Source organism: Psychromonas arctica DSM 14288, from assembly GCF_000482725.1.
GTDB lineage: Bacteria > Pseudomonadota > Gammaproteobacteria > Enterobacterales > Psychromonadaceae > Psychromonas > Psychromonas arctica.
Map to the genome: position 1 here is coordinate 284,750 of NZ_AXWP01000001.1, position 20,533 is coordinate 305,282.

Here is a 20,533-nt window from a genome sequence, read left to right on the forward strand (position 1 = left end):
CTTACTTCCTTCTATAACCTAATAAAATTAAACAAATAAAATATAAACCACCGATGATTGATACCAATATGCCGCTGGCTATTTCAAAAGGAGCAATCAAGGTTCTGCCTAAACCGTCAGCTAATAATAATAACCATGCCCCCACTAGCGCACTACCTAACAGCAATACCCAATGACGCGTTTGTCCGAGCAAACGTAAAATATGTGGCGATAACAATCCAACAAAAGCGATCGCACCTACCGCAGCCACCGCAGCAGCGGTTAATAACACCACCAGCAATATGATAAATAGACGTAACTTCATTAACGGCTGCCCAAGTCGCACCCCCCAATCTTCTCCAAGAGTAAAAAGGTCAAGATGTCGCGATAACATTAATAAAGCGAAACAGCAGGGTAAGGTGACCGCCAGTAATAACCAGCCAATTTGCGCATCAGCACCATAGGTTGTACCCGTTAGCCATAATACAGTGACGGAAGCCGCCCCAGCACCAAAGGTCAGGACCATCGAAGCAATAGTGCCGCACCAAGCTGAAATAGCGATTCCTAGTAAAGCGAGTTGCGATACCCGTAATTGATATCGCATTGCAATAAACAAAATACAGACAACGATAGCCGCCCCCACTAAAGCCCAGAAAAACAGGTCAACTCTAGAAGCGTCAGGCCAAATTTGTAAGGCTCCGATAATAAATAAAACGGATGCTGAGGTTGCACCAGAGATGTCAGGGCTTGCCATCGGATTTCTAAACAGGGCTTGTAACGCACACCCTGCCATACCAAGTCCCATACCAGCCATCACTGCAACAGCCATTCGCCATGCATTAAATTGGAAACCTAATGCATCAGGCCAAAATACCATTGCCGTGACAACCAGAAAACAAGCCGGCAGCACAAGGGCTATCGACTTTGGTAATTTAATTAATGCCGCTAAACCAAAACCACTTTCTTGCATCGCCATCGCTCCTTTTTTACGACTTAATAAATACAAGAAAAAAGGAATACCCAGCAATACGGTTAAAACGCCGGTAGGTAAGCGAAAACCAGACACTGGTAATGATCGAGAAAAGAGTTCTGCGATGACAACGAGTAATGCGCCAAACAGACTGGCACAAATCAACTGTTGCCGTGTTTTGTTAAACCCCAACATGCGAGCAATATGAGGCGCCATCAGCCCAACAAAGCCTAAAACACCAACCATCGCAGTCACTAAAGAAGCTTGTAACACGGCTATAAACAATAAAATGGCGCGCCAACGACGTACAGATAAACCCACCACATTAGCCGTATCATCACCTAAACTGAGCATATCCAGCTGACGATTACACAATATAGGTAACGCTAATAACAATAACGCGGGTAATAAAATAGTGAACACTAATTGGTGATCACTTTGTCCAATATTGCCACTGCCCCATAAAAACAAACCATCCATACGCTGCTCTGCATAGATCATAATCGCAGAAGACAACGCGCCAACGGCCAAACTCATCGCCATACCAATCAAAATAAGCTGTAATTTACCGCCACCAATTACCTGTGATAACAATAAAATCAACATTGCAATCACTAATGCAAAGACAAAAGCTGCAATCCACACTTGCCAAATAGTAGGTTCATCAATCACTAAATTGATCACCATCGCACCCAACAACGCCCCTGCGCTAATGCCAATAGTGGAAGGTGAAGCAAAAGCATTACCTAACGAGGTTTGTACTACTACACCTGATTGCGCAAGTAATGCGCCACATAACACCGCCATTAATAAAGTTGGTAGCAATAATTGATAAAAGTAAGTGATTTGATACGTGTTTGTTAATACTGTTTGTTGATAGCTAACCCAAACAAAAACAGCAACCATTAAACTAACCAACACAAGCAATGATTTTTTTAAAGGATCTTGCCCTAAACTTAAGAAATTAGTGATCATGTTGTTGCTCCAATAGCGCTTTAGTAAAAGCACGTGCCATACGAATAACAGACACAGGACCACCAAAACTCCACAATGACGACACCGTATAAATATCTTTGTTCTTCACAAAGTCATGTTCAGCCCACAGTGGTGAAAGCATCATTCGTTCACCAACACCAGCTCGCTCTTGAACTAAAATCAAAGCAGTATCTTGTAACAATTTAATTTGTTCTAATTGTAAATGTGTAAAATCCTTGCCTGGTAACGTCATATCCCATTGATAATTAAGTCCTAGATGGCTAGCGATAGAAGCCGCTAAACTTTGTTGTGAGAAAACACGTAATCCATAACCCATGCCAACAAATTTTCCGTACGCTATTTTCTTATTGTGTAATCCCGCCTTAATGATCAGCAAACTTAGACGCGTTAACTCCGTATCCATTTCAGCTAACTGTTGTTTAGCTAAGGTTTGTTTACCCACTCGCTCTGCTAATAGCAGGTAGTTTTCTCGCATTTGTTGCATATATCGATAATTAGGCTGATTGAAGCGGGCAAATTGTTGCAATAACAAGGTCGGGGCAATCAGCTTTAACTCATTAATTAAACGAGCATGACGAAAGGGGTAGCCAATAATAAGGTCCGGCTGCTGTTGTAAGACCACTGGCAAACTAGGAAAAGCGCGATTACCGACTTCTCTAACACTATCTGGAATAGCGGGATGATTAGATTGCCAAGTCCGATAACCATTTTTTGACGTCATTGCGACGGGTTTTATGCCCAAAGACAACAACATTTCTGCAGCTGTCCAATTTAATGCAACAACACGTGGCTGTTCAACTAAGATGGAAGGAAGTGACAGTGCTAAGGCCGCGTCATCTGAAATATCAATGGAAGCTTCAAACTGGTTAATGCTTTGTTTATTAATGCTTAGTTCATTAATACTTAGTTCATTGACACTTTCTCTATCTATGAGGTTTTTATTTCCAATGTTCTTGTTAATGACTTCATTGTTAATAACCTCCTTATTAATGGTGTTTTTATTAATAGCAGCTTGATCCATTTGGCTATACGCTAAGTTTGGCAAAACGCCTAGTATACAAACAGTGGCTAACATACAACGAGATAACATTAGCCTTGCCTCGCAGGGTCAGAGTCTACCGCTGTGATTAATTCAGGTTTCGCAGATGTTCTTGGCCATAATAATGCTTGCCCTTCCACTTCTACACGTGCAACAGAAGTATTATAAACTTCAGAAATACGTTCAGCAGTGAACACAACGTCAACATCACCTGCAGCCACTACCTTGCCTTTTTCTAACATAATAGCTTGATGGCTAAATGTTTGCGCATGGTTAAGATCGTGTAATACCCAAATGATAGTTTTTCCATATTGTTCGTTTAAGCGTTTCACAATATGTAACAACTCAACTTGATGGCCAATATCCAACCATGAAGTCGGTTCATCCAATAAAACGATATCAGTATCTTGTGCTAATACCATTGCCAACCAACACCGCTGCGCTTCTCCACCAGACAATGTTTCAATGGCGAGGTTTGCAAATTCAAGCACTCCAGCTTCTTGCATCGCCCAATGCATTTTTTGTTTATCTTTTTTGGTTAATGGCGCAAACCAACGGCGATGAGGGTGACGACCAAATTCAACGAGATCAGCCACCGTCAATCCCACTGGAGTGGCATGTCGCTGTGGTAGCATCGCTAATCTGATCGCTAAATCTGCACGGGAGTATTGCGCGACTCCCTTTCCAGATAACGTAATATCACCAGTACTGCTCGTTTCTAAGCCAGCAATGAGTTTTAACAAGGTACTTTTACCCGACCCATTAGGGCCAACTAAAGCGGTTACTTTGCCTTGTTGAAATTTGCAGGAAATATCATTTAGAATTAACTTGCCACCTAAATGGCAAGATAAATTATTCACAGTTAATAGAGCAGTCAACGTTAGAATGCCACATTGTAGTTAATAGAATAGGTACGACCTTGGCCCTGGAACTTAACCAAGTCAGAATTCGCAATCAAAGTACTATAAGTATCTTGGGCACGTTGAGACCATAACGTATCGTATTCTGTATTGAATAAGTTAGTAATACCAAACTGGACTTTACCAACTGGTAACTTAATGCCAGATAATAAATCTACCGTGTTATACCCTTCAAGCTTGCTACCACTTGCATCTTTATAATCAAACATTTGAGTGGTTTGAAGACGAGTAGCAAATTGTTCAGTATGCCAATTGAGATAAGCGGTTAACTTAGAAGGACTAGCGCTGGCAACTGACAAATCTTGCCACTCTCCATCCACCTTAGTTTCACTAATAATGTAATTAAAGTTCCCCCCCGTGCTAATTTCTTCTGTTAAGTAAAAGTCTAGTTGTGCTTCTAAACCATAAATACGTACTTTATCATCAACAACATCGACAGTTTGATCCGCTTTATTGTAATCAACTTTTTTATCAGAAATAGAGTAATAAGAAGCTAACTGCGCAGAAAATAATTCGTCATTAATACGGTATCCCAATTCAAGCGCATTTGTCTTTACTCCTTCTAATGGATTTTCAGAAACGTTAACGCTGCTGGCTACCGTGCCGTCTGCATTATAAACACCTTGTCCATAATATTTAGCTGGGTCAGGTACTTCAAAACCTTGCGAGAAGTTAAACCATAACTGTTGTTGCTTTGTTAATTTATAAACTAACCCTGCATTAACTAAGGTATTACCGTAAGCTTTTGTTCCCCCCCCTATTGCCTCTGCAGAGGCTAAAGAACCCGTTAATAATTTATATTGTTGAGCCGCGCCAACAAAATCACTTACTTTAACATTCGTATATTGATAGCGAAGGCCTGCGTGCACATTCAATGCAGAGTTAACGTCATAATCACCCTGTAAAAATCCAGCAATAGAGGTTGTTGCGATATCAGGGTAACGCCCTGCCGCACCAATACGGTTATTAATTAAACCGCTAGAAGCTAATGCTGTGCTGATATCATAATAAGTTTGAGTCGCAGAGAACTTTTCGTATTGAGCATCGATACCGTACACTAAGCTAAGTGCGTCAGTAGGTTTAGCAGTAAACACCAATTTTGAACCGACCACTTTAGTATCTTGCTCAGATCCCCCTAAAGAAGAGTTAGCAAAATCGGGAAATGGATTGAAACGTAATGATTCTGAGCGATAAAACAATTGTAAATTCATGGTCTGATTATAAAAATCACTATTAATGTAGTTAGCGGCGATTAAATAACGATCAGTTTGTGCTTGGTCATCAAGTTGGTAACCATCGACCATATTGATCTCTTGGCTTGGGTCAGAAATATTACCGTAACTCGTTCCGTAATCCACTCCATAATCACTATCTTGGCCACTATTATAATACTGCGCCATTAATTCCAGACGTTGCGTATCAGTAAGATCGAAACCTACACTACCCAATATATCTACTTGAGATACATACTGAGAGCTAGTTTGTGTGACATCTTGCAACACCATATCGCCGTTTGCATCATACATAGCATCAGAGTGGTCATAAGAAATTGCTAAACGAGCATCCAGCGTATCAGTACTTGTTGAGAGAGCTTGAGCGACTTGATATTGCAAATCTTCACTATTATTAAACCCTGATTTAGCACCAACCCAAGTTTCACTATTACCCGATACGTTATTGCCTTTTTTGGTAATAATATTAATGATACCGCCAGTACTACCTCCGCCATACATAGCTGATGCACCAGAGATCACTTCAATACGGGAAATATTAAATGGGTTAATAGAATCAAATTGACGACTGATACTACGAGAAGAGTTCAATGAGATACCATCGATCATCACTAAGGTTTTTCTGCCTCGCATGTTTTGGCCAGAATTGGTTCGAGATTGACTGCCCATATCCAAACTTGGAATTAAGTTGGCTAATAATGCTTTGAAATCAACACCTGATTGCGCTTGCTCGGCAATTTGCTCTTCTTCAATGACCAACACCGTTGCTGCAATATCACTGATACTTTGCGCACTTCGGTTCGCGGTTACAACCATTGCATAACCTTCATCATCGACTTCAGCCTGAGCCAGTAACGGCATCCCTAACATTGCGATAACAATAGGATTTAAGATAAATTTAATTGATTTTGATTTTGATTGCGCTAGTTTCATGGTTAATTCCATTTATATAAATAAGATATTCACATTTAATATTGTCTCAGCTTTCAATACGTTGAAGCCTTACCGCTATAATTGGCAGCTTCATGCTTTACAGAGACCTCGAGTTAATTTTTTAATCTAGTGTTTAAAGTGCAGCTACACACTGTTTGTCTGAACAAGTGACTAATTCGTATTTATATTGTTAGCTTCCTCCCATTACACAGAACCTGAACTGAGTTTATCTAATACAGCAGTGCGTTCAGTGCTTCGGCTTGCTTGAAGGTAAATGGCAAACCAAGTCGCTAACATGCAACTAGTAAGCAAAATAAAACTCACTAACAAGGATTGTTCCCCAAGTAATAAAAGTGCCCCTCCTACTAACCCACCAAAAGCATTGCCCAAAGTATGTCCTTGGGAGACCGCCGCTGAGGTGCGCGCTTTATGAAACTGACTAGCATGCATCGCTAACGCGGTATACCAAGCAGGTGCCATCGATAACGCAGCACTGATCAAGATAACCGCAAGCATAAGTTGTTGTTGCAACACAAATAAGCAGCAACCTACAATCAAAGCGGTAGAAATAGTCATTAAGAAGATGGCCGGATAACGGCTAAGAAGACGATACACAATAAATAATGAAATCAGTGCGCTGGCACTGGCAGCAAACAACAGGTGAGCCGTCATCTCTGTCGCTAAATTGGCGCTGTTGTATTGCGCTAATAATAAAGGGCCGAGGCTAAATTGTAATTGTGATGAAAACAAAGAGAGTAAAAGTGCACTGATACACACAATCACTAATAAACGCTGGCTGAAAAAGGAAAACAATGGCGTCGGCGCAATTACTTTACCGTGGTTGATAGCTGTAAATGCCGGATCGAGGTGTTGTTTTGAATCATGACTGAAACAAGCAATGAGCAAAGCACAGACTGTCACCGTTAAAATAAACCATAAACTAAAATAATCATTATTAATTGGTACAAAAGTTAATAACGGTGCAGTCAGTCTTCCGACATTAGTTGCAATACTAGACCAAACTAAGCGTTCGCCTTTTATATCATCACGTGACAAACTAAGTTGGGCACTAGGAGTGATTGCGCTACAGAAAATACCGTGTAAGACACGACTTACACACAGTGCAAATAATAAGAGCGTCCCTGTAAGCTGACTATATTGTAATAATAAAATAAAGCTAAGTTGAGAAATAATAAAGCCCAATAATACCCATTTTACAACCACCAACAGTGATTGTTTCGCGCTAAAACGCTTATCTAACAAATGCCCCCATTGACCGCAGAACGCCATGAAAATAAGGGTACCTAAAGATAAAGGTAATGCTAATTGCAACGCAGTAAGTTGACCCTGTAACATCATCTTAGGGATCAGTATTAAAATCGCACCTTGCAATGCGCCTAATACCCAACATGATAAAACGGCCATCCCTTGCATTGCTTATCCTTAATAAAATTATTGATAAACCACAATCATTTGCGAATAGTTATCAGTTACATACATGGTATTGTAAATGATAACTATTGTCATTAATATTTTGTTTTATTATTGAACTTTTTTCAAAAACATAAAATATGACGTAGGGGATTAAAAGAAATGAATTAAAATAAACAAAAGGGCAACACAATTATAAACAGGACTGATCCGCTATTTAGCGGAATTGCTACTAGATGGCTAAGAATCACTAAGGAATAGCAGAAAATGTTACTGAACGTGAAGACCAACCAATAGAAAATACAATGTATTGTAATATCCTAAAATAAAGTGACTTGAAGTGAAGAGAAACAGGAAAAAAAAGCGCCTAACTCCGTTAAGCGCTCAAAAATTATTTAGAGATTCTTACAATACTTGGGTCGATACCATATTGACTGGCGAGATATTGCAAATAACCTAGGTCTTCACACATACTTTTACCGGGCTCATCAGAAATTTTAGCCACTGGTTTACCATTAACCGAGATCATTTTAATCACAATACTCAATGGCACATTACCCACATCATTCATCAAATTAGTACCAATACCAAAAGAGACTTTAATACGCCCTCTAAATCGTTTCCAAATTTCAATCATGCGCGGGAAATCCAATGAATCACTGAATACCAGAGTTTTGTTGAGTGGATCTATTTCCATCTTTTGGTACAACGCAATGGCTTTTTCTCCCCAGACAAAGGGGCAACCACTGTCATGACGTAAGCCATCATAAAGTTTACCAAAATAAGGATCAGAGAAATCACGAATGAAAGAATCCATCGAATAACAATCTGTTAATGCAATACCAAGGCGTCCTCTATATTCCCTAACCCAACCTTCTAAGGCAGCAATTTGTGCATCTGCTAAACGAGTAACAGCCTGCCAACTTTGAAACCATTCATGCGCCATCGTGCCAACTGCTGGTAAACCTAGCGTTCTCGCAAAATGTACACTGCTGGTGCCAAGAAAAGAGTCTGGTAGTTGTGTTTTCAAGGTTTTTAATACTTCTTCTTGCCAATCTTTACTGGCACGACGTCTGGTACCAAAATCGATAAAATTAAAGCCAGTCAAATCCCCTTCCGCTTTCAGCAATGCAATTTTTGAAGCTAACTTTTCACGCGCCACAAAAAGGTCAAAACCGCCACAATTAATATAAGTGTGTAATTCACTAATGATCGATAATGCGTAAATTTCAAATAAACTAACATGCAACAAAGGGCCATCAAAACGCAAATTAATATTTTCACCATCGCAATGCAGGTGAATGAATTTCATGTTTAATTTAAAGATCCGTAAAAACTCAATAAAATCAGGTTTAATAAAAGACAACTTCGCTAAATAATCAAGTTCTTGCTCTGAGAAAGATAAAGTACAGATATGTTCAAGTTGTTTTTGAATTTCAGGAATCAATGGAGTTAAATCTAATCCTTCCTTATTTCTACATGCAAACTTCCATTGCACATTAACAAGACGAAACTCAGCCGCGTGATAAAAAGCCTGCAACATGGTAATTTTATAAAAGTCGATATCCATTAAGCTATTAATCAACCAGCGATCTATTTTTTCATTACTCATTAAAGCTCCAATTCCTGACTATTAGTGATCAGTTTTGCGCCTGCATTTTGCATCGTCTCACAGGCAGTTTTAGTCGATTCACTGTCAACACCTCGACATGCGGCTAAATTAACAATAACTTGAAATCCAGCTCGGCAAAGCTGTAATACAGATGTTTTAACGCAATAGTCAGTGGCTAATCCACCGACAATAACGACTTCAATTCCCCGTTGCTTTAACCATTCAATAGCACCAGTACTTTCAGTTTCCGCAAGGTCGTGATAACAAGCACCATAGGGATGCTTAAATGGTTGCTCCCCTTTTTTCACTAATAAGTCGTAATCAGCTTCATTAGGTAAGCCTGGAATTAACGTATTTCCTTTTGTCCCTACCACACAATGAGCGGGCCATTTAATATCTAAATCAGGATATTCGCCTTCTACAGGGGTCATCACTTGGTCAGAAGATTCTGCTATCCAAGGAGCTTGTGCTGGGTGACAATCTTTACTGACTAAGCGATAACGCGTAAACACAGCCTGTGTATTTAACTCTAGTGCAATAAAATCTCCCTCAATAATGGGTAATTCATCAGGACACAACGGAGTAAAGCCACACTGAGGATCGATATCAAAACTGGCCGTGATCGATTTTTCAATTTTGATCATTGGTGACTCCTATTATTTTTTATGATGTTTGCATCAGATTAATGTACCAGATGTTGTCCCGTATTAATTTGAACAACGGAGATTATTTTATTAAAGCATTTTATTTTTAGAAAATATGCTGACCAAATTATTTTATTATCTGCTTCAAAACCAGAAAATTAGACTATTGGAGGATGATCAAGCTTGATAGGTTAAAGCCTCAAAGCTTTATGCCATTATGATTTATAACGGATCTTTCATTAGCAAGTCAGTCGCTTTAATGATGAATTTTAAAAGACAGCAGTTTACTCCTGCTAAACATAGCTGGCAACACAAGCAAAAAAATGACAGTAAACCCAAAACGATAAATGGCGACATGATGAGAATTTCAGTGACAGTGACAATGTCCCCCCATCATTTAGTAATAATTTAAATGCTAAAATAAAGCCCATTAACATAATACCCTAGATAACAACATGCTTAGTTACACGCTTAACAACGTTGATTGCTACCTATCAAACCTTGAACTTATCTATAAAGCATTTATCTTATCGTTAACTTTATCGATCGTTAGTTGTCAGACAACAATTGCGATTTTTTATAATTTTGTGTAGTTTTATAAAAAATTAAAAAAATACGTGATTCCTCACAAATTAAATCTTGCGGTTAGGCCATTAAAAATCGATTATTTAGTATGCAATCAGTTTCTATTCGCCATAGTAATGCTAAGGTATGCGCCATTTTATTGAGCTATGCACACTTTCAATGACATAAATTAATTTTTATGATGGTTTATGTAGCCTATAGGCCGAACTTTTATTATTCTTACCCAATTATTTACTTAAATTATGTTTTTATACGTTTCAGCTATAAATATATCTATTTTAATTACATCTCAAGGATTTAAATGAACACTGATACACATGTCTCCAATCGATGGTCGAGTCGATACGCGTACGTTTTAGCTGCAACAGGAGCTGCAGTTGGACTTGGTAATATTTGGAAATTTCCCTACATCATGGGTGAAAATGGGGGCGGTGCATTCGTTTTTGTATACCTTTTATGTATTTTCCTAATCGGTATACCGGTGATGATGGCCGAAGTAGTGATCGGTAAACGTGGTCGTTCTACACCAGCTAATGCCATAGCGCATGTTGCTACTGAGTCAGGCCATTCTTCGCATTGGTCAATCATTGGTACTATCGGTGTATTAGCGGGTTTCTTAATACTTAGTTTTTACGCAGTAATTGCAGGTTGGGCAGCAGCTTACGTATTTTTTGCTGGCTCAGGCGAGTTCAGTTCTGCGGCTGCAGTACCTGCAACGAATGCAGATGTAATTGGCGCTTTATTTACGGACTTAATTACTAGTGTTTCACAACTGCTTGTTTGGTCTTCATTAACACTTATTGCTGCTGTTTATGTAATTTCAAAAGGTGTAAAGAATGGTTTAGAAACGGCCATTACATACCTAATGCCATCTTTATTACTGCTATTAGTGGGCATTATGCTTTACTCGGCAGTGGTTGGTGATTTTGCATCTGCATTTAGCTTTATGTTCCACATTGACTTTTCTCAGCTTACTATTGAGGGTGCATTAGTTGCATTAGGCCATGCCTTTTTCACGCTGAGTTTAGCAATGGGTATAATGATGATTTATGGTGCTTACCTGCCAAAAGGTGTCTCAATTGTAAAAACATCTATTACTATCGCGATTGCCGATACAGTTGTTGCATTAATTGCTGGCTTAGCTATTTACCCAATCGTATTTGCTAATGGTCTAGAGCCAAGTGCAGGACCAGGTTTATTATTCCAATCGCTTCCACTTGCGTTTGGTTCAATGCCATTTGGTGATTTAGTGGGCACACTATTCTTTATCATGATTGTATTTGCAGCCTTTACTTCAGTAATCGCTTTACTTGAATCCCCTACTGCTTATTTAGCTGAACGTCAAAATATGAGTCGTACCAAAGCCGCTATCATTGCTGGTGTAACAGTTTGGATTTTAAGTCTATTGACTATCTTCTCATTCGCAGGAGCAGAATGGACAAAACTATCATTTGGAATGGGCGGAGACATCTTTGAATTCTTAGATTACATCACGGCTAATGTTCTATTGCCGCTTGGTGGTATCTTTATCTCAATTTTTGCTGGATGGGTGATCAAACCAGAAATATTGAAAGAAGAGTTCCAAATGTCAGATACAGCTTTCTCGATTGTATTATTGTTACTGCGTTTTGTAGCACCAATCGGTATTCTATTAGTATTTGCCAATGCTATTGGTTTATTTTAAATATTAGCTTGCTGCGTAAAATAAGCACAATACACTGATTGTTGTGCTTATCCTGTATAACAGTCCAGGGCAAGATCATACTTTAATTGACGGATAATTATTAGTTATGATCTAATAGATGATTTTAGGTTATAGCTAATGGCATTTATCGATCATTTTACTTCTCTTGAAGATTCTCGCTCTCATATCAATAAAAAACATGAATTAATCGACGTCATGTTTCTTACCGTTGTCGCTATTCTATCTGGTGCAGAAGGATGGAAAGATATTAAACAGTTTGGGGATAGCAAGCTGAATTGGTTACGAAAATTTAGACCCTTTGAAAATGGGATCCCTGTTGATGACACAATCGCCCGTATCATCAGTGCTATCGAGCCCTCTTCATTACTAACTTGCTTTATGAGCTGGGTTAATGAAATACGAGAAGATAATGGTCAGTCGATAATCGCATTCGATGGTAAAACCCTTCGTCATTCTTTTAATGGAGAGAGGAAAACGGCACTTCATAGCGTATCAGCTTATGCTGTTGAGCAAGGTCTTGTGTTGGCTCAATGTAAATCTAAAAGTAAAAAGAATGAGGTCTCTACAGTCATGGAGTTGATTGAAATACTGGAATTAAAGGGCAGTATTATCACGGCTGATGCGATGCATTGTTTGAAGAAAGTGGCTTCAGCAGTCGATAAAAAAGGTGGGGATTACGCGTTACAAGTTAAAAATAATCAAGGAAAATTAGCAAGAGAAATAAAGGCCTACTTCCACAAAACGTATCGAGATAACCTGCAACAGATAGAAGCAAATAGCGTTACCATAATAAATGATGGGCATGGTCGCATTGAGTCTAGGCGTTACACCCAACTTCCGGTTACTGAGTGGATGGAAGAGCGAAAAGGTTGGGCTAATCTCAATACGGTTATCGAAGTTGAGAGAACGCGAATAATCAAAGAAGAAGAGACAACTGAAATATCCTATTATATTAGCTCACTGGAAGTAGATTTAGCTCAGATATCTAGAGTAATTAGAGGGCATTGGGCGATTGAAAATTCGTCGCATTGGGTACTCGATATGACTTTTAAGGAAGATGAATCACGAATTCGTCGGGGAGACGCGCCTGAAAATATGGCAACTTTCAGGCGATTTTCTATGAATTTAGCACGATTAAGTCCAATAAAAGATAGTATTAAAGGCAAGCTTAAGCAAGCCGGGTGGTCTGATGAAGTTAGAGAAAAAATCATATTCGGCTAATTATTGAACAAGTATGATTTTGCCCTGTATAACAGTCTATAAGCAACTCATTGAGTTGCTTTTTTATTACAAATATAAATACAAACAATAATTCAAAATGAGTGTACCGCGACAGACAGGACTTAAGGAGAATATACAATGGGATTTTTATCGAGTATCACCTCGCTTTTTTCAAGCAACACTTCAGAAGCAGCAACAACAGCCGCAGAAGCTGCAAGCGTAGCGTATAATGGCTTTATTATTACGCCTGCTCCGATAGCAGAAGGTGGGCAATTTCGAGTAGCAGCGACGATCACTAAGGGTGAAGATGACACATTACAAACTCATCAATTCATTCGATCTGATTTAGTAGGCAGTCGCGATGAATGTATTGAGATCACCATTAGAAAAGCAAAAATGACCGTTGATCAATTGGCTGATACCCTATTCAATTAGTTTATACTTTCAGCATTGAAAGTTGAGTATAGAAAGTAAATTATAAAAGAATCTCATCGCCCTTTTATTTAGGATCTTATTTAGGATCTTTTTTATCGAGGGCTTATTTTGCTAAATAACCTCAGTTCTGGATAAGCAAAGCGATACAACACCGTTATTTCCGCAGATTTCTTCGTTAAATTATCTCTCAATAACCAGTTATTGCTTCAATAATTCGCCTTGAACTACGCAAAACTAGCGGCACTGTATAGCCAAAAAAATATAGTCTTATGATTTTAAATATAATTCCACTTTCATTAACCAGAATTGAGATTAAATAATCTCCTCGTTATCATCTTTTAGATAATTTCAAATTATTTGTCATCGTCTCACTCACTTTATTAAACACGTGTAGTTCTTCCTGAGATAACCCTTGCAGCATCTGCTGCTTGACTTTTACTTGTGTCTCATAGATCTGCGTAGCTAAGACTTCTCCATCTTTTGTCAGTGACAAGATCAAGCTTCGCTTATCCTCGGGATTTGCTGTTTTAGTGATCCATTTATGATCAATCATTTCTTTAATTAAGCGGGCTATTTGTGATTTGTCTTTATCGAAAAAACACACAATATCATGCGCGGTACAAGATGCATTTTTTTTAATAAATGACAAACACTTTACATGCATTGAATTTAAACCAATTTCATTAGCTTTCAGTGCTGAACGCATCGCTAAACGATAGCAATGAACGATATTGAACACAGCATTTGAACTAAAATCATTTTTCATAAGGCACCTTTTAAAGTTAGTTGACAATATCAACCTAAATACATTATGGTAGACTTTATCAACTAAAGTAAATTAATTCAAGGAAAACCCTATGCAATCTAAAAAGCCAAATAAGAATAAGCGATTTACACATGTTTCGCAGGTGATTGACCTTTCACCGCATTTACGTCGCATTGTTGTTACAGGTGATAGCCTTAAAGATTTTCCGATTGATCAAGAAGGCTCCTATGTCAAAATTGTGTTGCAAAAAGAGGGTAAACTCGTGATGCGCTCATATACGATCCGACTATTTGACCGAGAAAAAAATGAGTTATCTTTAGACTTTGTCATTAATCGTCATCAAGGTCCAGCTACTGACTGGGCTCAAAATGCAAAAATAGGCGATAACATTGGTATCGCAGGTCCAGGCCCAATGAAAATAACAAATTATGATCACCACAGTTATTTACTTGTGGGTGACTTAACCTCAATGAATGCATTAAATGGTTATATTCCAAAATTCAAAAAAGAAGCCGATATTAAAGCCATTATCGCAGTGCCTAATCGTAAAGACATTATAAAAATGGATTATGATGATTCACGTAACACACTCTGGTTTATTGAAGATGAAGCCACAATGACATTAGAAGAAACGGTTCTCGAGGCGGCCAAGCATATGGCAAAAGACAGTCATGTGTTCCTAGGCTTAGAAGCTAGAAGTATCCGCGCATTGCGTCCTGTTTTACAAGAAGAGATAGGTTTTGATCGCTTAAATATTTTTGCAGTCGGCTACTGGAAAAAAGGCGTTAATGCTGATCGTTTTGGAGCAGAAAAGCGTAATAATCCAGTATAAAAAATGACTAGTTTAGCAAAGACAAACCGACTAAATTAAAAACGGAATTAGACAGATAACAACCGTTACAATGGTTTTGATAACCGGTCATAATATACTGTTTATGATTTACTGTTTATAATTTACTATATCTCATTTAGTGTTCATTATTTATCATTTAGCATTCATAATATGGGATTCATACTTTGGTATTAAAGAACAAGCAAGCCTTTACATGAGTAACTTCTATAGCTGTTTTTTTAGAACTTTCTTGCCATAGAATACAATGCTTATTCAATAAATTCCTGTCTGCAGAAATTAACCTGCGCGCTAAACTCTCAAAACTTGCTTTAGCTTACAGAAACGATTCCCTTTAATTGCAACATCACCAGTAGCGATTAATATGTTATTTCTATTTCACTCAGCTTGAGTTTATTGTTGTTCATATAATTTAGTCGATATACCTATCACCATTCAGATACAAAAAGTTTAACAATAAAAATTTCTGCTAATCAACGAGTTAAATGACTTATTGAACACTATTTCCTGCAATATGAGTGAAATGTTATTAATTATTATTTGGGGTATTTATGAAATTAGAATCACTTGCGTTACATCATGGTTATGAATCAGAAGCGACCACTAGAGCGGCGGCTGTGCCAATCTATCAAACCACTTCTTATACTTTTGATAATACTCAACACGGTGCAGATCTATTTGATTTAAAAGTGCCTGGAAATATCTATACGCGCATAATGAACCCAACTACCGATGTGTTAGAAAAGCGTGTCGCAGCAATGGAAGGAGGTATCGCGGCACTAGCAGTTGCCTCCGGCATGTCAGCCATTACTTATGCCATTCAATGTATCTGTGAAGTCGGCACCAACATCATCAGTACCAGTCAACTTTACGGCGGGACTTACAATCTATTTGCACATTCATTACCTAAACAAGGTATTGAAACAAGAATGGTTTCTTATGATGACTTTCAAGGATTTGAAGATGCAATTGATGAAAATACGCGGGCTATTTTCTGTGAGTCAATCGGTAATCCGGCCGGTAATATTGTTGACTTGCAAAAGCTAGCCGATATTGCTCATCGACATGGCTTACCATTGATTGTTGATAACACAGTAGCAACACCTGTGCTTTGTCGTCCTTTTGAGTTTGGTGCAGATATCGTAGTGCATTCCCTGACTAAATATATTGGTGGTCATGGTACCTCCATTGGTGGCGCAATCGTCGATTCAGGAAAATTCGACTGGGTTGCTAACAAACAACGTTTTGCCGTGTTAAATGAACCAGATCCTTCTTACCATGATGTGGTTTATACTGAAGCCTTTGGTCCTGCTGCTTTTATTGGTCGTTGCCGAGTTGTACCTTTACGTAATACTGGTGCTGCTATTTCCCCGATGAACTCATTCCAAATTATGCAAGGGTTAGAAACTTTGTGTTTGCGTATGGAGCGCCATTGTGAAAATGCAGAGAAACTTGCCACTTATTTAAGTAACCATGAAAAAGTCGCTTGGGTTAATTACGCCGCACTTGAAAACAGTGCGTATTACCAAACATGTCAAAAAATTTGTGGCGGTAAAGCCTCTGGAGTATTAAGTTTTGGTATTAAAGGTGGTGCGGTAGCTGGCGGTAAATTTATTGACGCACTACAAATGATTTTACGCCTAGTGAATATCGGCGATGCAAAATCCCTCGCCTGTCACCCTGCTTCCACCACTCACCGTCAACTTAATGCCAATGAATTAAAAGCGGCAGGCGTGAGTGAGGAATTAATTCGTATTTCTGTAGGAATTGAAAATATTGATGACATTATTGCCGATGTAGAACAAGCATTAGCAAGCGTTTAACCATTATTCGCCAATAGCTAGATAGCATAAAAATAATCATCATCTTCATTAAGGTGGTGATTATTTAGCTTTTGATGCCTTTCTCATGTATTACGCATTCACTAAGCTTTTAACCAATTACTCAATCGCGGCTTGCTGCTCCTTTACAAGCTCAGAAACGCGGTCACTTGCCCAACTTTCTAGTCGCCAATTCTTAATAAAAGCACAATGCCCGCCTTTCTCTTGCAACTCTATGCTTAGCCAAGACGAGCTAAATAATTGATCCAACTGATCAGCAGGGATCATCGGGTCATCCGCCGCAGCAATAATGGTTGTCGCTATCGCCAATTGGCTAAGACTATCACCCAATATTGAATAAGCATCAAAATAGGCTTGAAGGCTTTTAAATGGCGTATAACCTAATACAAAAAACTCATTCATTTGATCCAATGTTTTTAATTTTTTTAACTTCTCGCCGTAATCAAAATGATCATGATGTTGTAACTTTTTGAATAATGAATGCTTCCACCTTTTTACAAAATATTGTTCATACACAGGAAAGCCAGTATTCAACTTATGCATGGTCGTAGCCGGATGTAACAAAGGACAAATTGCAATGGCTTGGTGCAACGCAATGTTTTCAACCTTAGCAATATTCGCCACGCGTAAACAAAAATTACCGCCAAGCGAATAGCCACACAAAACATTATGTTCCCCTCCAAATTTATCGCATAGATATTTAACCGCTTCCGCTACTTCTTGCAAACGTGTTGAATTAAACAAATCTTTATTAAGGGACTGAGTGCCACCGTGATCCCGAAAATTTAAACGAAAAACATCATAACCATCATTTAATAATTTTTGACCATTGGAGAGTACATATAAAGACTCTGAGCACCCTTCCCACCCGTGTAAAATAATGGCGAGGCCTTTGCTAGCAACCTTAGTATGACTTTTTGTTAGAAAGCCCAAAAGTTTTACACCTTGAGGTGTTGTGATCACTTGCCGTTCAGCCGTTTTTAATAATACTGAGGCACGTCGGTTCTCTAATAGTTTTCTCGGCCCTGTGCTGGACAAAATAGATTGCAAATGCTGATTGCTAAGCCCTTTGGCTGGTTTAAATTGACTCAATATTTTTACCCATATGTTTTTATAATAAAACGATAAACATAAAACAGATTTACCCTGATCACAGAAATCAGTAAACTAGCCGACATTATATTCAAATGGAATTGTTATTCATGCCAATACTTATTGCCGTCACCTTTTTATGGGCTTTTTCTTTTAGTTTAATTGGCGTTTACCTAGCTGGACAAGTTGATGCATGGTTTTCAGTGCTAATGCGAGTTGCGTTAGCGACATTAGTTTTCTTACCGTTTTTAAAACTACAACAGATCAGTATAAAAGTCGCGTTACAATTGATGGTCTGTGGTGCATTCCAACTTGGTATTATGTATGGCTTCTATTATCAATCTTTTTTATACCTTTCAGTCCCGGAAGTTTTACTGTTTACCGTAATGACTCCAATCTATATTACGCTACTGAATGACTTATTAGATCGAAGACTCAATATCGGATTTATTATTAGTGCATTGTTAGCGGTTATCGGCGCTATTGCAATTCGTTACCAGGGCATTGATGAAGGATTCTTGAAAGGGTTATTGATAGTGCAAGGTGCCAACTTATGTTTTGCAACGGGACAAGTTGGCTACAAACGTATTATTGCAAAAGAGCGGGAAGATTTACCACAACGTACTGTTTTTGGATGGTTTTTTATTGGAGCATTAACCGTCGTGATCCCTTGTTATTTACTACTTGGCGATCCCGATAAATTACCGACAACCACCCTACAATGGTCAATTTTGTTTTACTTAGGTATCGTCGCTTCAGGTATAGGCTACTTTGCTTGGAATAAAGGGGCAACGATGGTTAATATAGGCACATTAGCTGTCGCCAATAATTTATTAATTCCAGCAGGCATTATTGTAAATGTGTTATTTTGGAACCGAGATGCAGATATTTTAAGGCTGTCGATAGGTGCAGGCATTATCTTATTGGCATTGGTGGTTAATGATAAATTTAATCAGAAAATTCATCATTCTAAAGTAGAATAATTAAAAAGGGTTAATCATCTGACGGGCTATTTTACTATAAAAATAGTCCAGAGCTCCATTTTCAATGCTTACTTGATAAAGTGAATAGAAACAACTTTGAAAAGTGTTTATTACATAGAGCGAAAAGATGCTTATAATTCAAACGACTTTTGTGCACTAATAAACCGCATCGCCCAGCTACAGCTCAACACCCTCCATATAAATCAAAAACAAATCATATATCAATTACTTTTAGGTTAATAGATTGATCTATGACCACTTCATTTAGTACACTCCTTTAGCAAAAAAATAATTGTAACTTACTGTTTTAAAATATTAGTTGTTCTAAAAGACGAGTTGCTTGAAAAGACGAGTTTTGCGTTAGATTTGATATTTATAAGTACAACAAAGGTTCTAATATGAATAATAATATGAAGTTGTTTTATTTGGTTTTAGTGATCACAGGATTATTTTGTACCGTGGTAGAGACGCTCACTTCACTACAACATAAATCTCCTTCTCTGTTTTTACCTGTTGCAATTCTGTTATTTGTTACAGGGATCATCGGCGTATTTAATATTAAGCGAGTAGAGAAAAAAGCGAGAGTCGTTAAATCTGCAAAATAACAACGTCAGGATCAGAATAATCAGATCAAAATAGCCACCTCAAAACAGCTACCTAAAAATAACGGCCAAGGTGTCAACTCAGCGACACCTTGTTTTGCTAATGGGTGCAGCTCACTTTATTGTTTTGATGACTTTAGCGGGATTACCACCAATAACAACATTGTCAGGAAAAGACTTTGTCACTACAGCTCCTGAAGCAACGACTATATTATTGCCTAATGTTACACCAGGATTTATTGTCGCGTGTCCGCCTATCCAGCAGTTATTACCAATACGTATTGGCTTTGCAAACTCGATTCCACTTAGTCGCTCGATAGGGTCAATAGGATGACAAGCAGTATAAATACCCACTTGTGGGCCAAGCATGCAGTTGTCACCAATAGTAACTTCAGCACAATCCAATATCACGCAGGCAAAGTTAGCATAAAAATTTTCACCCACTTTAATATTTTGGCCATAATCACAATTAAAATGTGGCTCTATAGTAATGTCTTTACCGGTACGTCCAAATAACCCTTTTAGCAGCTTTTCTCTTTCTGCTTTTTGGTCTCCGTTAGTAGTATTATATTTAGCGGTAACCTCCCTCACATTGGAGCGAATTTGTGACAAGGTCTCATCACTTGGATCATAAAATTCACCCGCAAGCATTTTATCTAGTTCACTCATTTTAATGTCCAACTTATGTTCGAAACTT

Annotated in this window: 17 protein-coding genes; 7 read left to right on the forward strand and 10 right to left on the reverse strand. The window is 38.3% G+C overall.

Annotated features, from left to right (window positions below; all coding sequences use genetic code 11):
- Window position 1: 1 nt before the first annotated feature.
- The 7 genes from H592_RS21270 to H592_RS0101285 form a co-directional block, all read right to left on the reverse strand.
- Window positions 2–1,924 (reverse strand): iron ABC transporter permease, encoded by a 1,923-nt coding sequence (locus H592_RS21270; protein WP_051368856.1) that lies wholly within the window; start codon window positions 1,922–1,924, stop codon window positions 2–4.
- Window positions 1,914–3,035, reverse strand: coding sequence for an ABC transporter substrate-binding protein (locus tag H592_RS21275; RefSeq protein ID WP_245600346.1), 1,122 nt, complete (start codon window positions 3,033–3,035; stop codon window positions 1,914–1,916). Before H592_RS21275 ends, H592_RS21270 begins: the two co-directional genes overlap by 11 nt.
- Window positions 3,035–3,862: an ABC transporter ATP-binding protein gene (locus H592_RS0101265; RefSeq protein ID WP_037070677.1), complete on the reverse strand. Its 828-nt coding sequence runs from the start codon at window positions 3,860–3,862 to the stop codon at window positions 3,035–3,037. The genes H592_RS21275 and H592_RS0101265 overlap by 1 nt, the downstream gene beginning before the upstream one ends.
- A gap of 2 nt (window positions 3,863–3,864) precedes the next feature.
- Window positions 3,865–6,069 (reverse strand): TonB-dependent receptor, encoded by a 2,205-nt coding sequence (locus tag H592_RS0101270; protein WP_037070678.1) that lies wholly within the window; start codon window positions 6,067–6,069, stop codon window positions 3,865–3,867.
- Between the two features lie 204 nt (window positions 6,070–6,273).
- Entirely contained in the window at window positions 6,274–7,503 is a 1,230-nt protein-coding gene (locus H592_RS0101275) for an MFS transporter (RefSeq protein ID WP_028867141.1), read from the reverse strand.
- Window positions 7,504–7,891: 388 nt separating this feature from the next.
- On the reverse strand, window positions 7,892–9,112 hold the full coding sequence (gene pncB, locus H592_RS0101280) for a nicotinate phosphoribosyltransferase (protein WP_028867142.1): 1,221 nt from the start codon (window positions 9,110–9,112) through the stop codon (window positions 7,892–7,894).
- The gene (locus H592_RS0101285) at window positions 9,112–9,756 is read right to left on the reverse strand and encodes an isochorismatase family protein (RefSeq protein ID WP_028867143.1); all 645 of its coding nucleotides are present in this window, start codon (window positions 9,754–9,756) and stop codon (window positions 9,112–9,114) included. The genes pncB and H592_RS0101285 overlap by 1 nt, the downstream gene beginning before the upstream one ends.
- An 886-nt stretch (window positions 9,757–10,642) precedes the next feature.
- Between H592_RS0101285 and H592_RS0101290 the strand changes: the two genes are divergently transcribed.
- From H592_RS0101290 to H592_RS0101300, 3 genes are all read left to right on the forward strand, one after another.
- Window positions 10,643–12,025, forward strand: a complete 1,383-nt coding sequence (locus tag H592_RS0101290; RefSeq protein WP_028867144.1) for a sodium-dependent transporter — start codon at window positions 10,643–10,645, stop codon at window positions 12,023–12,025.
- A gap of 138 nt (window positions 12,026–12,163) precedes the next feature.
- A complete protein-coding gene (locus H592_RS0101295; RefSeq protein WP_028867145.1) occupies window positions 12,164–13,267 on the forward strand; it encodes an ISAs1 family transposase in 1,104 nt (367 codons plus the stop codon).
- A 138-nt stretch (window positions 13,268–13,405) separates the two neighbouring features.
- Window positions 13,406–13,702, forward strand: a complete 297-nt coding sequence (locus tag H592_RS0101300) for an HlyU family transcriptional regulator (RefSeq protein WP_028867146.1) — start codon at window positions 13,406–13,408, stop codon at window positions 13,700–13,702.
- A 331-nt stretch (window positions 13,703–14,033) separates the two neighbouring features.
- Here the strand turns inward: H592_RS0101300 and H592_RS0101305 are convergent, their stop codons facing one another.
- The gene (locus H592_RS0101305) at window positions 14,034–14,468 is read right to left on the reverse strand and encodes a MarR family winged helix-turn-helix transcriptional regulator (protein ID WP_028867147.1); all 435 of its coding nucleotides are present in this window, start codon (window positions 14,466–14,468) and stop codon (window positions 14,034–14,036) included.
- 91 nt (window positions 14,469–14,559) lie between these two features.
- Between H592_RS0101305 and H592_RS0101310 the strand changes: the two genes are divergently transcribed.
- Both H592_RS0101310 and H592_RS0101315 read left to right on the forward strand, forming a co-directional pair.
- A complete protein-coding gene (locus tag H592_RS0101310; protein WP_028867148.1) occupies window positions 14,560–15,300 on the forward strand; it encodes a siderophore-interacting protein in 741 nt (246 codons plus the stop codon).
- Between the two features lie 569 nt (window positions 15,301–15,869).
- Window positions 15,870–17,141 carry an O-acetylhomoserine aminocarboxypropyltransferase/cysteine synthase family protein gene (locus tag H592_RS0101315; RefSeq protein WP_028867149.1) on the forward strand — a complete coding sequence of 424 codons (1,272 nt, stop codon included), beginning with the start codon at window positions 15,870–15,872 and terminating at the stop codon, window positions 17,139–17,141.
- Between the two features lie 117 nt (window positions 17,142–17,258).
- Here the strand turns inward: H592_RS0101315 and H592_RS0101320 are convergent, their stop codons facing one another.
- Window positions 17,259–18,251, reverse strand: a complete 993-nt coding sequence (locus H592_RS0101320) for a YheT family hydrolase (protein WP_028867150.1) — start codon at window positions 18,249–18,251, stop codon at window positions 17,259–17,261.
- 110 nt (window positions 18,252–18,361) lie between these two features.
- Here H592_RS0101320 and H592_RS0101325 point away from each other — a divergent pair, with 110 nt between their 5' ends.
- Both H592_RS0101325 and H592_RS0101330 read left to right on the forward strand, forming a co-directional pair.
- A complete protein-coding gene (locus H592_RS0101325) occupies window positions 18,362–19,234 on the forward strand; it encodes a carboxylate/amino acid/amine transporter (protein WP_028867151.1) in 873 nt (290 codons plus the stop codon).
- Between the two features lie 398 nt (window positions 19,235–19,632).
- Window positions 19,633–19,839 carry a hypothetical protein gene (locus H592_RS0101330; RefSeq protein ID WP_028867152.1) on the forward strand — a complete coding sequence of 69 codons (207 nt, stop codon included), beginning with the start codon at window positions 19,633–19,635 and terminating at the stop codon, window positions 19,837–19,839.
- A gap of 111 nt (window positions 19,840–19,950) precedes the next feature.
- Here H592_RS0101330 and H592_RS0101335 read toward each other — a convergent pair whose 3' ends face one another.
- A complete protein-coding gene (locus tag H592_RS0101335) occupies window positions 19,951–20,505 on the reverse strand; it encodes a sugar O-acetyltransferase (RefSeq protein ID WP_028867153.1) in 555 nt (184 codons plus the stop codon).
- Window positions 20,506–20,533: the final 28 nt, after the last annotated feature.

What these genes read in the sequence shown, in the direction of transcription:
- pncB (WP_028867142.1), bottom strand. Translation starts at nt 9,112, where the DNA reads ATGAGTAATGAAAAAATAGATCGCTGGTTGATTAATAGCTTAATGGAT.
- H592_RS0101300 (WP_028867146.1), top strand. Translation starts at nt 13,406, where the DNA reads ATGGGATTTTTATCGAGTATCACCTCGCTTTTTTCAAGCAACACTTCA.
- H592_RS0101325 (WP_028867151.1), top strand. Translation starts at nt 18,362, where the DNA reads ATGCCAATACTTATTGCCGTCACCTTTTTATGGGCTTTTTCTTTTAGT.
- H592_RS0101285 (WP_028867143.1), bottom strand. Translation starts at nt 9,756, where the DNA reads ATGATCAAAATTGAAAAATCGATCACGGCCAGTTTTGATATCGATCCT.
- H592_RS0101290 (WP_028867144.1), top strand. Translation starts at nt 10,643, where the DNA reads ATGAACACTGATACACATGTCTCCAATCGATGGTCGAGTCGATACGCG.
- H592_RS0101305 (WP_028867147.1), bottom strand. Translation starts at nt 14,468, where the DNA reads ATGAAAAATGATTTTAGTTCAAATGCTGTGTTCAATATCGTTCATTGC.
- H592_RS0101295 (WP_028867145.1), top strand. Translation starts at nt 12,164, where the DNA reads ATGGCATTTATCGATCATTTTACTTCTCTTGAAGATTCTCGCTCTCAT.
- H592_RS0101270 (WP_037070678.1), bottom strand. Translation starts at nt 6,069, where the DNA reads ATGAAACTAGCGCAATCAAAATCAAAATCAATTAAATTTATCTTAAAT.
- H592_RS21275 (WP_245600346.1), bottom strand. Translation starts at nt 3,035, where the DNA reads ATGTTATCTCGTTGTATGTTAGCCACTGTTTGTATACTAGGCGTTTTG.
- H592_RS0101315 (WP_028867149.1), top strand. Translation starts at nt 15,870, where the DNA reads ATGAAATTAGAATCACTTGCGTTACATCATGGTTATGAATCAGAAGCG.
- H592_RS0101275 (WP_028867141.1), bottom strand. Translation starts at nt 7,503, where the DNA reads ATGCAAGGGATGGCCGTTTTATCATGTTGGGTATTAGGCGCATTGCAA.
- H592_RS21270 (WP_051368856.1), bottom strand. Translation starts at nt 1,924, where the DNA reads ATGATCACTAATTTCTTAAGTTTAGGGCAAGATCCTTTAAAAAAATCA.
- H592_RS0101310 (WP_028867148.1), top strand. Translation starts at nt 14,560, where the DNA reads ATGCAATCTAAAAAGCCAAATAAGAATAAGCGATTTACACATGTTTCG.
- H592_RS0101335 (WP_028867153.1), bottom strand. Translation starts at nt 20,505, where the DNA reads ATGAGTGAACTAGATAAAATGCTTGCGGGTGAATTTTATGATCCAAGT.
- H592_RS0101330 (WP_028867152.1), top strand. Translation starts at nt 19,633, where the DNA reads ATGAATAATAATATGAAGTTGTTTTATTTGGTTTTAGTGATCACAGGA.